The sequence below is a fragment of the Marinobacter gudaonensis genome (assembly GCF_900115175.1).
Lineage (GTDB): Bacteria > Pseudomonadota > Gammaproteobacteria > Pseudomonadales > Oleiphilaceae > Marinobacter > Marinobacter gudaonensis.
Genome location: NZ_FOYV01000001.1, coordinates 1,618,976 through 1,632,366, shown reverse-complemented (window position 1 = coordinate 1,632,366; position 13,391 = coordinate 1,618,976). Strand labels below are relative to the sequence as shown.

At 59.2% G+C, this 13,391-nt stretch carries 13 protein-coding genes; 7 read left to right on the top strand and 6 right to left on the bottom strand.

Going from position 1 to position 13,391, the window contains the following annotated elements:
- Nucleotides 1-13 precede the first annotated feature (13 nt).
- The 6 genes from astE to BM344_RS07480 all read right to left on the bottom strand — a co-directional run bounded on the left by astE (nucleotide 14) and on the right by BM344_RS07480 (nucleotide 5,342).
- On the bottom strand, nucleotides 14-1,069 hold the full coding sequence (astE, locus tag BM344_RS07505) for a succinylglutamate desuccinylase (protein ID WP_091987815.1): 1,056 nt from the start codon (nucleotides 1,067-1,069) through the stop codon (nucleotides 14-16).
- 242 nt (nucleotides 1,070-1,311) lie between these two features.
- Nucleotides 1,312-2,034 carry an ABC transporter permease gene (locus tag BM344_RS07500; RefSeq protein WP_091990895.1) on the bottom strand — a complete coding sequence of 241 codons (723 nt, stop codon included), beginning with the start codon at nucleotides 2,032-2,034 and terminating at the stop codon, nucleotides 1,312-1,314.
- 15 nt (nucleotides 2,035-2,049) lie between these two features.
- Nucleotides 2,050-2,754 carry an ABC transporter permease gene (locus BM344_RS07495; protein ID WP_091987813.1) on the bottom strand — a complete coding sequence of 235 codons (705 nt, stop codon included), beginning with the start codon at nucleotides 2,752-2,754 and terminating at the stop codon, nucleotides 2,050-2,052.
- A gap of 50 nt (nucleotides 2,755-2,804) precedes the next feature.
- A complete protein-coding gene (locus tag BM344_RS07490; protein WP_091987811.1) occupies nucleotides 2,805-3,557 on the bottom strand; it encodes an ABC transporter substrate-binding protein in 753 nt (250 codons plus the stop codon).
- A 101-nt stretch (nucleotides 3,558-3,658) separates the two neighbouring features.
- Nucleotides 3,659-4,429 carry an ABC transporter ATP-binding protein gene (locus BM344_RS07485; protein WP_091987809.1) on the bottom strand — a complete coding sequence of 257 codons (771 nt, stop codon included), beginning with the start codon at nucleotides 4,427-4,429 and terminating at the stop codon, nucleotides 3,659-3,661.
- A gap of 154 nt (nucleotides 4,430-4,583) precedes the next feature.
- On the bottom strand, nucleotides 4,584-5,342 hold the full coding sequence (locus BM344_RS07480; RefSeq protein WP_091987806.1) for an FCD domain-containing protein: 759 nt from the start codon (nucleotides 5,340-5,342) through the stop codon (nucleotides 4,584-4,586).
- 373 nt (nucleotides 5,343-5,715) lie between these two features.
- On the opposite strand from BM344_RS07480, the gene dctP reads away from it, so the two are divergent.
- The 7 genes from dctP to glcF all read left to right on the top strand — a co-directional run bounded on the left by dctP (nucleotide 5,716) and on the right by glcF (nucleotide 13,380).
- Nucleotides 5,716-6,741, top strand: a complete 1,026-nt coding sequence (gene dctP, locus BM344_RS07475; RefSeq protein ID WP_208603419.1) for a TRAP transporter substrate-binding protein DctP — start codon at nucleotides 5,716-5,718, stop codon at nucleotides 6,739-6,741.
- 101 nt (nucleotides 6,742-6,842) lie between these two features.
- The gene (locus BM344_RS07470) at nucleotides 6,843-7,553 is read left to right on the top strand and encodes a TRAP transporter small permease subunit (RefSeq protein WP_091987801.1); all 711 of its coding nucleotides are present in this window, start codon (nucleotides 6,843-6,845) and stop codon (nucleotides 7,551-7,553) included.
- Entirely contained in the window at nucleotides 7,550-9,085 is a 1,536-nt protein-coding gene (locus BM344_RS07465; RefSeq protein ID WP_091987799.1) for a TRAP transporter large permease, read from the top strand. The genes BM344_RS07470 and BM344_RS07465 overlap by 4 nt, the downstream gene beginning before the upstream one ends.
- 18 nt (nucleotides 9,086-9,103) lie before the next feature.
- The gene (locus BM344_RS07460; protein ID WP_091987797.1) at nucleotides 9,104-9,529 is read left to right on the top strand and encodes a GlcG/HbpS family heme-binding protein; all 426 of its coding nucleotides are present in this window, start codon (nucleotides 9,104-9,106) and stop codon (nucleotides 9,527-9,529) included.
- Between the two features lie 107 nt (nucleotides 9,530-9,636).
- A complete protein-coding gene (locus tag BM344_RS07455) occupies nucleotides 9,637-11,109 on the top strand; it encodes an FAD-linked oxidase C-terminal domain-containing protein (protein ID WP_091987794.1) in 1,473 nt (490 codons plus the stop codon).
- On the top strand, nucleotides 11,102-12,169 hold the full coding sequence (gene glcE, locus BM344_RS07450) for a glycolate oxidase subunit GlcE (protein WP_091987793.1): 1,068 nt from the start codon (nucleotides 11,102-11,104) through the stop codon (nucleotides 12,167-12,169). Before BM344_RS07455 ends, glcE begins: the two co-directional genes overlap by 8 nt.
- Before the next feature lie 2 nt (nucleotides 12,170-12,171).
- Nucleotides 12,172-13,380, top strand: coding sequence for a glycolate oxidase subunit GlcF (gene glcF, locus BM344_RS07445; RefSeq protein WP_091987790.1), 1,209 nt, complete (start codon nucleotides 12,172-12,174; stop codon nucleotides 13,378-13,380).
- The last annotated feature ends 11 nt before the right edge of the window (nucleotides 13,381-13,391 follow it).

The following is a 13,391-nucleotide window of genomic DNA, read 5'->3' as shown; positions in this document are numbered from 1 at the left end:
GCTGAAATTGGGGTCAGATGAGGTTTTCATCTGACCCCGTTTGGGGACGGATCATCAAACCAACCCTGTGGCCGACGGGCACCTGCGGATTGGGAAACACGATGGCCTCCGGTGAACGACCGACCCGGTACTCGGTATCGTCATCCTCCCAGATCACCGTGCCGGGCGGGTATTCGGTGAAATTGGCCACATCGTCGGGCACGTGGAACCGGAAGTTCCTGCCGGTGTTCAGAATTTCGTGAACCACTTCGAATACCGTCAACTGATCGAATGGCGGCTGAGGCGAGGGCGCCGCCTGTCCCCGGAACCGCCGGCGAAGCGCATCCCGGATGCCTGAAAAACGCTGCAGATCGTTCTGGCCGAATGGCCGCACCTTACCCAGCTCCACGGTAAAACTCTCGGCGTTCAGCTGCGAAGACGAGAACGACGAAAACGTCGTACCGGCCTTATGTTGCAGTAGCAGCGTTTCCACCTCCGCCTCCAGCAGGAAATCGCACTGGTCCGCTGGCACATTACGCCCCTCAACAAACGGATACAGCGCAAACCGCTCCCGGTGGGACGGACGAATCGCCGTGTGCAGATCGTAGTGGTACAACGCCTGCCGATTGGCCCCGGCAAACTGTCGGCAAATCTCCTCAAGACACTCCGCACGGGCCGCTTCTTCAAGACCGGCATACTCGGTGCGCCGGTGGGCGCCATCGAACAGCCGGTTCAGGTTCACCTCCAGAAAGCGCTCTCCGGCCACCATCGCCTGCGGATTGCCCAGGATCAGCAGGACCGGGCAGGCCAGCTCCCAGGCACCGTCCATCAGCTCGGAAACCAGCCCGTTCATCACCTCAATAGGTGCAGTTTCATTGCCATGAACACCGGCGGAGACGATGAGCGCCTCGGAATTCGGGTTCGCTCGGTCAGAGGGCGGTGTGATGTCCAGAACACCAACGGCCTTGCGGATGATGCGGGTGCCATCGGGGAGATAGGTTTTGGTTTCCGGAAGTCCGGCTACGGCGTTGTTGAGGGTGTGTGAGAGCCAGTCAGAGTGCGTTCCGAAAAGGTCCTGTTTTACAGACATAGAATCCCCGAACCAGGTCTGGGGGCGGGCAGGGTATTGCCTCCCGGGAATGTCTGAAGCCATGGATGGCTTCAGTCAAGCGCACATGGGTGAGGCCGAGCGCTTATGAAGCAAAGCTTCATGCGACAGCCGAACGGCAGCAATCTGTGATTGCTGACTGGACCCGCGTGCGGGTGCTCGTAGCGTTTCCCGGGAGGCAATACCCTGCCTGCCTGGGCACAAGGGAAAAATTCGTGACAGGCTCAGCTGGTAACCGGCCGCTGATGCCGCAACAGGTGGTTTTCCAGTTTGCGGAATGCGAACACCAGAATAAAGGTGAGCGCCATGTAGCAAAGCGCCACGAAGATAAACGCATCGAACGGCGCATAGAACCGCGAATAGATGTTCCGGGCCGCCCCGGTGAGATCCACAATGGTCACCACGCTGGCAATGGCGCTGGCGTGCAGCATGAAAATCACCTCATTGGAATAGGCCTGCACCGCCCGCCGTGCGGCACTGGGCAGGATGATGCGCCGCATGCGCATCGCCCAGTTCATGCCATAGGCCTTGGCCGCTTCAATTTCACCGTGGGGCGTCGACACAATGGCGCCCCGGATAATCTCCGTGGTGTAGGCGCAGGTATTCAGGGCAAAGGCCAGCAGGGCAGGGTAGAACGGCTCCCGGAAAATCTCCCACCAGAAAGTCTCCTGGATACCGGGAATCTGCGCAATGCCGTAGTAGATGATGTACAGCTGGATCAGCAGCGGCGTGCCGCGGAACAGATAGGTGTAAAGCCACACCGGACCCGAAACCAACGGATTCTTCACCGTGCGCAGGATCGCCAGCGGAACGGCAAACAACAGCCCGATCACCAGCGACAGGAAAACCAGTTGAACCGTATTCACCAGTCCCTTCCAGTATTCCATGATGGTCATGGCTGTGAAAATTTCGTTCTGGTTCAGCCACTGCACAATAAAATCAGGGATGAATTCCGGCATACCCTATCCTCCATGAACCACGCCGACGTTGGCCCGTTTGTCGAGCCACTTGATGAACAGCTCAGACCCGGCCGTGAGGGCCAGGTAGACAAACGCCACCGGGATAAAAAAGTGGAACGGCATGCGCTCGGCCTTGGCCGCTTCCTCGGCTACACGCACCATGTCTGTCAGACCGATGATGGAAACCAGAGCGGTGGTTTTCAGCAGAACCTGCCAGTTGTTACCCAGCCCCGGCAGGGCGTGGCGCAGCATCTGGGGCAGCATAATGCGGCGGAACGTATGCAGGCGGGTAAAGCCATAGGCCCGCGCCGCCTCGATCTGTCCGGATTCCACCGCCAGGAAGGCGCCCCGGAAGGTTTCCGTCATGTAGGCGCCGAAAATCAGGCCGATGGTAACCACGCCGGAGATGAACGGATCGAACTGGAAAAAGAAGTCGATGTCGTAGGTGGCCCAGAGATAATCCGAGAGCATGTTCACAGCCACCTGGCCGCCGTAATAGAACAGCAGCATCATGACCAGATCCGGAACGCCCCGGATCAGGGTGGTGTAAGTGGTTGCAATCCCCTTCGCGACCCGGCTCTGGGACAGCTTGGCAGAAGCGCCAACGAGCCCGAGGGTGACCGACAGGGCAAGCGAGAGAAAAGCCAGTTCAATGGTGACTATCGCGCCGTCCATCAGGGCCGGGCCATAGCCTTTGAGATCGAGCATGAAAACGTCCGGTCAGAGAGGGCGGCCCGCTGGGCCGCCCTGACTCAGATTTACATCTTGATGTCGTAGTTGAAGTACTTCTTCATGATGGCGTCGTAGGTGCCGTCTTCCTTCAACGTGGCAAGGGCAGCGTTCACTTCCTCTGCCAGCTCGGTGTCGCGCTTGCGCATGGCAACGCCAACGCCTTCACCCAGCTTGACTGGCTCGCCCACTTCCTTGAAGCCTTCCTTGGTAAGGATGGTCTGCTCGCCAACCGGGTAGTCCACGAAGACCACATCCAGACGCTGGCCTTCAAGGTCCAGCACCATGTCGTCAGCGGTGGTGTAACGCTTGATGGTGACGATACCGCCCATATTCTCGGTAACGTAGGTATCCATGGTGGTGCCGCGCTGAACACCGACGGTCTTACCCTTCATGGCGTCCATGTCGGTGACGTCGGTGCTGAAACCCTCGCGGGCGAACCAGCCGCCAGGAGTGTTGTAGTACGGCTCGGAGAACAGAACCCGCTCGGCGCGCTCCGGGGTGATCGACATGGAGGACATGATCAGATCGAACTTGCGCGCCAGCAAGCCAGGGATCATGCCGTCCCACGCCTGGATAACAAATTCGCAGTTGGCGTTCATTTCCTCACACATGGCTTCGGCCAGTTCCACCTCGAAGCCGGTCAGCTCGCCATTTTCATCCTTGTATTCAAACGGCTCGTAAGGCACGTCGAAGGCGATGCGCAGGTCGCGTTCCTGGGCCTGGGTCGCGCCTGTCACCAGGGCGAGGGCACAGCTTGCTGCAATAATCAGTTTTTTCATGTGTCACTTCTCCAGTGGTTTGCCTTTTGGGCTTTATTTTTGACGGAAACTTTTGGTTCCATCCTTTTTATTTCTTCACCGGTTCAAGATAGCACCGAGTGTCAGAAGTTTGGAGCCAGGAACTGCTTCATCCGTTCCGAATCCGGATTTTCGAACACTTTCTGGGGTGTACCCTGTTCCTCGATCACGCCCTGATGCAAAAACAGGACCTGAGTTGACACATCCCTGGCAAACGCCATCTCGTGGGTGACCACGATCATGGTTCGGCCTTCCTCGGCCAGCCCCTGCATGACTTTCAGCACCTCGCCTACCAGCTCGGGGTCAAGCGCCGAGGTGGGTTCATCAAACAGCATCACCTCTGGCTCCATGGCCAGGGCGCGGGCAATGGCGGCCCGTTGCTGCTGGCCCCCGGACATCTGCGCCGGGTAGTAGTCCTTGCGCTCGTATATGCCCACTTTGTTCAGGTAGGCCTCTGCACGCTCAATGGCCTCTTTTTTGGGAACCTTGAGGACATGAACCGGGGCTTCGATGATGTTTTCCAGGACCGTCATATGCGACCAGAGGTTAAAGCTCTGGAACACCATGGACAGCTTGGCGCGGATCAGCTCCACCTGCTTGTTGTCGGCTGGAATTCGCTGGCCCCTGCGGTTGGTGGTGAACTGTATTGGGTCACCGTGCACGATAATGTCGCCGGAGGTGGGCGTTTCCAGGAGGTTGATGCAGCGCAGGAACGTGCTCTTTCCGGAACCCGAGCTGCCGATCAGGGAGACGACGTCGCCTTTGCGGGTTTCCAGCGAAATACCTTTGAGTACTTCAAGCTGATCAAAGGTTTTGTGAATATCCCTGCAGATCAACGGCGCTTGGTCCGCCATGGGTGGCTCCTGAGGCTGTCATTCAAAGGCGCATGTTTTACGGACTGTGGCGGCGGAAATCAATACCCCGTACACCGGGCTCGCCTTCCGCCACACCCGTTCGCTGGCTGTCATTGTGGTGCAACAGGTGATCAATGCAAGCGTTTTGCCATTCTCAACTGCCGGCACGGGCCAGCCGGGCGGAGGATTCGTCGGCCAGTGGCAGCCGGATCAGCGTGCTGCCCTGCTTTTCCATGTCCCTCATGGCTTCGCTGACAAACCGCACGTGGGCCATGGCCACTTTCTGGGCAGCGGCGGGCTTGGCAGAGATCACTGCCTCATAAAGCTGTCGGTGCTGGCGAACGATTTTCTTACGCATCTCCTCCCGCGGGTTCAGGTTGGCCACGGATGCCTGGACCGTCAGCAGCATCATATTCTTCAGGCTGTTCAGAACATGTACCAGTACCGGGTTGTGGGACGCCTCGACAATGGCCAGGTGAAAGCCGTGGTCCGGTTTGGCGTTGCTCAGTGGGTCCGTCTCCTCCAGGGCCTGGAAGGCCTTGGTGATGCGGTGCCGGTCCATGCGCGTTGCCCGTTGGGCCGCCAGGTAGGCTGCCTGGCCCTCCAGCTGTTCGCGAACTTCCAGCAGATCGAACAGGGTGCGCGGATGGCCTTCAAAAAGATGCATTAAAGGACTTTGTTCGCCCAGTTCGCTGGAGCCGGGAACGATACTCGCCACAAATGAGCCCTTGCCATGCCGGGTCTCTATGACCCCGCGCCCCTGGAGTTCGTGCAGGGCTTCGCGGATTACGGCCCGGGACACGCCCAGTCGGGTCGCCAACTGGCGTTCAGAAGGGATTTTTTGCTCGGGAGCCAGCCCGCCATCGAGGATGAGGCGTTCAAGCCGATATGAAATTTCCTGGGAAATCGCCATTTGGATGCCTGTCTGTGCTTTGTGGTCTGACCAGTTGGTCTTGTGCTTTCTTGGTGATCCGATTGCATACAGATTTGCGTCCGAGCCCGTTAAATATGGCCGATTCGGCGGATTTCGTCCATTTTTAATACTTGAAAAACTGGTCAGACCAGTGGCTCCCGAACTGGACTAAAACCGGATTGGCTACGAATATCTGTCTAATGCCGGCTTCGGTCGGCGTTGCTATGTAGCTCATAACAACAAAGCCAACGGAGACGTTTCGATGAATTCGAAGAATAATATCCGGAATAACTGTGACACCGGCGAGACCCCACCTCGCAGGAATTTCCTGAAGACTGCAGCGGTAGGCGCGGCTTTTGCCGGTGCGATGCTGATGGGCGCGGGTCAGGCCCAGGCAGCAACCACCTGGAAAATCCAGTCCGTGTGGGACGCCGGCACCGTCGGCTACGACCTGTTCGAGGAGTGGTGCAACAGCATCAAGGAGAAATCCAACGGTGAACTGATCTTCAAGCCATATCCGGCCAAGGCGGTGGCAGCGGACAACAACGCCCTGTTTGATGCCGTGCGTAACGGCGTACTGCAGGGTATGAACCCGTTCACCCTGTACTGGTCCGGCAAGATCCCGGCCTCCGTGTTCCTGTCTTCCTACCCCGCCGGTCCTGACCAGCCCCACCAGTGGGATACCATGTTCTACTCCCTGGGCATGCTGGAAAAGACCCGGGAAATCTACGAAAAGTACGGCCTGTTCTACGTTGGTCCGATCCAGCACGACGCCAATATCATCCACTCCAAGAAGCCGGTAAACAGCCTTGATGATCTCAAAGGTATGAAGATCCGTGTTCCGGGTGGCATGGTTGCGGAAGTGTTCCAGCAGTTTGGTGTGTCCACCGTGAGCCTGCCCGGCTCCGACATCTTCCCGGCGCTGGAAAAGGGCACCATTGACGCTGCCGACTACGTCGGACCGGCTGTGAACTACGAGCTCGGCTTCTCCCAGGTGACCGACTACATCATCTTCGGACCTCCCGGTGTAATGTCCATCTACCAGCCTGTTGACCTGATGGACCTGACCGTGAACCTGCGGGCCTGGAAAGCTCTGGATCCGAAACTGCAGCAGCTGGTTGAGGACGAAGTGCGCAACTACTCCCAGAAGCACTACCTGACCATCCAGAAGCGCAACATTGAAGCCATGGAGAAGTTCAGGGCCGATGGCGACCAGGTTACCCGCCTGAGCCAGTCCGACCTGGAGGAGTTCCGTCGGGCTGCGATTCCCATCTGGTACAACTGGGCTAACAAGGACGAAGACGCGAAAGCCATCTTCGACATGCAGCTCGAGTACATGATGAACGAAACCGTGGGCTACGTGGACGAGGAAGACCTCAAGGCCGCTGGCGTCAAATAACACAATTCATCCAACAACAACTCAACAGCGGGGAAGGGCAGGGAGCGCCTTGGGCAAGGCGCTTTCTCCCTTCCCCGCGCTGTGACTGAGGTGAAGACACTATGTCTGATCTGAGCAATTTCGGCTTCGTGATGCCGCACTGGTTCTACTGGGGCTGGCTGGCCATCATGCCGCTTATTATGATGGCGTGGGACCGGTGGTCCAGCGGGCGTGGCGTTCAGGCTGTCGACAAGAACGCCGAGGCCAACGAAAAGCTTCAGCAGATTGAAGCTGAGATGTCCAAAAAGATCGAGTCCGACTACGAGAACTGGTTTACCCGTGTCGTCGACTGGATCAGCGAAAAATCCGGGGTGTTCATTTCCTTCTGGACGGTGAATGCCGTGGTGTTCTACTTCTTTGAAGTGGTCATGCGTTACATCTTCAACATGCCCACCATCTGGGTGCATGAGGCCAGCTTCCTGCTGTTCGGCATGCAGTACCTCCTGGCGGGCGCCTTCGCCTTCCTGCACGGTGCCCACGTGCGGGTGGATGTGGTCTACAACCTGCTGCCGGTCCGTGGCCGGGTGGGTATGGACATCTTCACATCCATGTTCTTTTTCATCTTCTCGGTGGCCCTGATCATCACCTCCTGGACGTTCTTCGAGAACTCCTACTCCATGGATGAGCGCACCGTGGAAACCTGGGGCATCCAGTACTGGCCGGTTAAGGCCATGATGCTGCTGGGCGCCGTTCTGATTACCCTGGCGGGCCTGTCCAAGCTGATCAAGGACATTGCCCTGTTTGTCAGGCTCGGCCGGGAGCAACACGCATGAGTACTACCGTGACCAGTCAAAACTCCTCTAACCTCAAGGGCAAGCTCGGCACCTGGCTGATGATCATCGCCACGATCGCCCTGGCCTTTGTAATGTGTGTTGAGTTCATCAACATTCTGTTCTACGACCCGTTCAGCGACGAAAAATTCCTGTTCAAGCTGGCGGGTATTCTGTCCGACGTGAAAATCGGACCGCTGACCTACCTGATGTTCGGGTCCCTGCTCATCGCTTTGATGATGGGTCTGCCGCTGGCGTTCGTAACCGGTGGCCTCGGGGTCATGTTCATCTATCTCGTGGGTGATTCGCTGATGCTGAACATCATCCCGAGCCGGATCTTCCCGATGATGACCAACTCGGATCTGGCAGCGATTCCGTTGTTCATTTTCATGGCCGCCATGCTCGAACGGGCAGGGCTGATCGAGGAAATGTTCAACGTGGTCTACAAGTGGATGGGTGGTGTTGGTGGTGGCCTGGCCATCGCAACCATTGTTGCCTCCACGCTGCTGGCGGCCATGGTCGGTGTTATCGGTGCCGCGGTTGTCACCATGGGTATCATTGCTCTGCCGGCGATGCTCAAACGGAATTACGACCACAAGATTGCCCTCGGCTCGATTATGGCCGGCGGTACCCTGGGTATCCTGATACCGCCCTCGATCCTGGCGATCCTGTACGCGGTTGTGGCCCAGCAGTCGGTGGGTGAGCTTTACCTCGGGTCGGTCATTCCGGGCATTCTGCTGTCGAGCCTGTACGTGTTCTATGTTTGGATGCGCGCCAAGATCAATCCGGATCTGGGACCGCCCATTCCCAAGGAAGAGCGTATCGGACTCAGGGACAAGCTCCTGCTGCTGAAGGATCTGATTGCACCGCTGGTACTGGTATTCCTGGTGCTCGGTCTTCTGTTTGGTGGTGTTGCAACGCCGGTTGAGGCGGCAGGCATTGGCTCCTTCGGCGCCATCCTGGTCGCCATGAAACACAAGGTGTTTTCCATCGCCACCCTCCGGGATGCGTCCATCACCACCGCCAAGGCGTCAGCCATGGTGCTTTGGATCATGTTCGGTGCGTCGGTATTCGTGGGCTTCTACATCCTTCAGGGTGGTCAGGACTTCATTACCGAATCCATCCTCGGTACTGGCCTGAGTGCTTACGGCATTCTGCTCCTGCTGATGATTCTGCTGGTGGTGCTCGGCATGTTCCTCGACTGGGTCGGTATCCTGCTATTGGCAGTACCCATCTTCATTCCTATCGTTGAGGCGCTGGAATTCCCGGGTCTGTTCGGCCTGCCCGGCGTGGAAGGCGACGATGTGGTGCTCTGGTTCGGGGTGCTCTATCTGGTGAACATGCAGATGTCGTTCCTGAGTCCGCCTTTCGGTTACGCGCTGTTCTACATCCGCGGCGTGTGCCCACCGGATATCACCATGGGTACGATCTTCAAGTCGTCCCTGGTATTCCTCGCGATTCAGGCTCTCGGGGTATTCCTCTGCATCCTGTTCCCGGCCATCACCACGTGGCTGCCCAATCTCGCTTACGGTTAATTTTCAGGAGGAAACGCAATGTTGACAATCAATCGGTTGGACCTGGCGGATGCCCGCATCCTTATTGAAGGCGCCGCCGAAAAGGCCCGCGATATCGGTGTGCCCATGTGCATCGCCGTGGTGGATGAATCCGGCAACCTGATCGCCTTCGAGCGCATGGACGGTGGCAAGATCACCAGTGTGACCATCGCGCAGGACAAGGCGTTCACGGCGGCGGCCGCGAAGAAGGCCACCCACGACTACAACAAGGTGAATGTGCCTGGCAGCCTGGCGTTCGGTATCCATACCGAGGTGGGCGGGCGCATCAGCTCTGTGGGCGGTGGTCTGCCGGTGATTGTCGACGGAGAGGTCGTAGGTGGTATCGGTATCAGCTCCGGCACGCCGCAGCAGGACATGGACTGCGCGCAGGCCGGACTGGACCACTTTGAAACCAAACGCGGTTAATGGCTGTCACACTGAAGTCATCCAAATCCAGCGTCATTCAGGCCCGGTGCCCGGTCTCCGGGCCTGAACTTCAGCCTGGGCCCTGAGCTCAAAGGTTAGTGAGTGTCATGAATACCAAGCCGAAAGTCAGCAAAGGCGAGCTGGCCGAGCAGTTCCGGGCGTTTATCGACCCGGCCTTTGTCATCACCGATGACGAAACCATGAAGCCCTACGAATGCGATGGCATGTCGATGTACTGCGAGATGCCCTTGCTGGTGGTGCTGCCAGAGACCGTCGAGCAGGTGCAGCGGGTCATGCGCATCTGCAATGAGCACGGGATTCCGGTGGTGGCCCGAGGCGCGGGAACCGGTCTCAGCGCCGGCGCCATGCCCAACAAGGAGGGCGTGGTACTGTCGCTGGCCAAGTTCAATCGCATTGTTGAAATCGACCCGCTGGCCCGCACGGCGCGGCTGCAGCCGGGTGTTCGCAACCTTGCCATCAGCGAGGAGGCGGCCCAGTACGGTCTGTACTACGGGCCAGATCCGTCGTCCCAGATCGCCTGCACCATCGGTGGCAACGTGGCCGAGAACTCCGGCGGCGTGCACTGCCTGAAATACGGCCTGACCGTTCACAACATCCTCAGCGTGGAAATGGTGACGGCCGAGGGTGACGTGGTGACCGTGGGTAGCGATGGCCTGGACAGCTGTGGCATGGATCTTCTGGCATTGATGACCGGCTCTGAAGGCCTGCTGGGCGTGGTCACGGAAGTGAAGGTGAAACTGCTGCCCAAACCGGAGGTGGCCCGTGTGGTCATGGCCGGTTTTGATGATGTCCAGAAAGGCGGCGATGCCGTTGGCGGGATTATCGCCCATGGCATCATTCCGGGTGGTCTGGAAATGATGGACGGCCACGCCATTGTGGCGGCGGATGATTTCGCCCAGGCCGGTTACCCCCGCGATGCCAAGGCCCTGCTGTTGTGCGAGGTGGATGGCACCGAAGAAGAGGTGGATGAGCACATCGCCCAGGCGGAGGAAGTGTTCCGCAAGCTTGGCGCCACCTCGGTACGCACGTCCCGCAGCGAGGAAGAGCGCGCCCTGCTCTGGAAAGGCCGCAAGTCCGCCTTCCCGGCGGTGGGCCGGATCTCTCCCGATTATTACTGCATGGACGGCACCATTCCCCGCCGTGAGATTGCCCATGTGCTCACCGAAATGGAAAAGATGTCGGACGAGTTTGGTCTGCGCGTGGCCAACGTGTTCCATGCCGGCGACGGCAACCTGCACCCGCTGATCCTGTTCGATGCCAACGTGCCCGGCGAATTCGAGCGCACCGAGGCGTTTGGCTCCCGGATTCTTGAGTTGTGTGTGCAGGTGGGTGGCTGCATCACCGGCGAACACGGTGTGGGCGTGGAGAAAATCCGCCAGATGGCCGTGCAGTTCAACGACGAGGAGCTGCAGCAGTTCCACGACGTGAAAGCGGCGTTTGATCCCGCCGGTATCCTGAACCCCGGCAAGGGCGTACCTGCCCTGCGGTTCTGTCAGGAATACCGTTCCCTTGAGCACAAACAACACACGCACGAGCATACGGAAGCCGCCCATGGCTGATATTTCCCAACAACTCAAGGAGCAGGTGCTCCAGGCCCGGGACAGCGGGCACAAACTGAACATCGTTGGCGGTGGTACCAAGGCCTTCATGGGCCGGGAAGCCGATCCAGACGCCGGAACCCTCAGCGTGGGCGAGCATACCGGTATCGTTGATTACCACCCGGTGGAGTTGGTGCTGACGGTGCGCGCCGGAACACCACTGAGCGACATTGAGGCAACCCTGGCGGAAGAAGGCCAGTGCCTGCATTTTGAACCGCCGCATTTCGGTGCGGGCTCCACCATCGGTGGCACCCTGGCCTGTAACCTTTCCGGCCCGGGACGACCCTGGGCAGGCTCGGTGCGCGACCAGGTATTGGGCATTCGCCTGCTGAACGGCAAGGGCGAACACCTGCGGTTCGGTGGTCAGGTGATGAAGAACGTGGCCGGTTACGACGTTTCCCGGCTTCAGGCCGGTGCCCTCGGCACCCTTGGCGTCATCACCGAAATCAGTATGAAAGTGATGCCCAAGCCTGCGGCTTCCGTGACCCTGGTTCAGGAGATGGCCATGGACGAGGTGGTTCACTACATGAACAGCCGGGCCGCCGAGCCCAAGCCGATCACTGCAGCCTGTTGGGTGGATGGCAAGGTGTATCTGCGGCTTTCCGGTGCCAAGTCAGCGGTGGAGGCCACTGCCGAAAAATGGTCCGGCGAAGTGCTGGAGAATGGCGACCAGTTCTGGCGTCAGGTTCAGGACCTGCAGCACGACTTTTTCGCCGGTAACGACGTGCCCCTCTGGCGTTTCTCCGTGGGCTCAACCGCCCGGACGCCAAACCTGGAGGGCCACTGGTTTATCGACTGGGCCGGCTCACAACGCTGGTTCCGGGGTGCCGGCGAGCTGAAGGACCTGGAACCCGCGGCGCGGGCAGCGGGCGGCCAGGTGAGCCTGTTCCGTGGCGGAGACCGCTCGGGCGAGGTGATGCACCACCAGCCGGAGGCCCTGAAAGGGATTCAGCGTCGTATCAAGAACGCGTTTGATCCGGACAATATTTTCAATCCCGGACGTCTATACAGCTGGTTGTAATTATGCAAACGAATCTGGTTCAACAATTTGCCAATACCAAGGAAGGGCAGGAGGCCGAGTCGATACTGCGCGCCTGTGTGCATTGTGGTTTCTGTACCGCCACCTGCCCCACCTATCAGGAACTGAACGACGAGCGGGACGGCCCCAGGGGCCGGATTTACCTGATGAAGATGTTCCTGGAAGGCGCCGAAGTGACCGAGAAAACCCGGGAACATCTCGATCGGTGTCTTACCTGCCGCAGCTGTGAGACCACCTGCCCGTCCGGCGTGCAGTACGGCCGGCTGGTGGATATCAGCCGTGGCCTGATCGAGAAAGAACTGCCGCGCAAGCCGAAGGACAAGTGGCTGCGCTGGGGGCTGGCCCGGGTTGTGCCCAACCGTCAGTTGTTTGGCTTTCTGCTGCGCCTCGGCCAGATTTTCCGCCCGGTGCTGCCGGAGAAACTGCGCACCAAGGTGCCGCCCAGAAAACAGGCCAGTCCCTGGCCTGCCGCCAGCCACAGCCGGGTGGTTCTGGCCCTGGCCGGCTGTGTGCAGCCCTCGGCCACGCCCAATACCAATGCCGCCGCTGCCCGTGTTCTGGATCGGCTTGGCATTACCATGGTTGAGGCGCCTGAGGCGGGTTGCTGTGGCGCGGTGAACTACCATCTGTCTGAGCATGAAAAAGGCCTGGAGCGGATGCGCCAGAACATTGATGCCTGGTGGCCGGCGATCGAATCCGGCGCCGAGGCCATCATCATGACAGCCTCCGGGTGTGGCGCCATGGTTCAGGATTACGGGCACCTGCTCAAGGACGATCCAGTATACGCCGCCAAAGCGCAGAAGGTCAGCGAGCTGTGCATCGATCTGGGCGCCTTCCTGCTCCAGCAGGACCTGGAGTCGCTCAAGGTGCGCCAGGATCCGGGCAAGGTCGCGTTCCACTGTCCCTGCACTCTGCAACACGCCATGAAGCAGAATGGCGTGGTGGAGCAGGTGCTGACCCGCGCGGGCGTGAACCTCGCGGCCACAAAGGACAAGCACCTCTGCTGCGGCTCAGCCGGTACCTACTCGGTCACCCAGCCGGAGATGAGCCAGAAACTGCTGAGCAACAAGCTCAAGGCTCTGACCATCGACAACCCGGACCGCATCGTGACCGCCAATATCGGCTGCCAGATGCACCTGGAGACCAAATCTCCAGTGCCGGTGCAGCACTGGATCGAGCTGCTGGATCGGTAAGGCTCGAACCC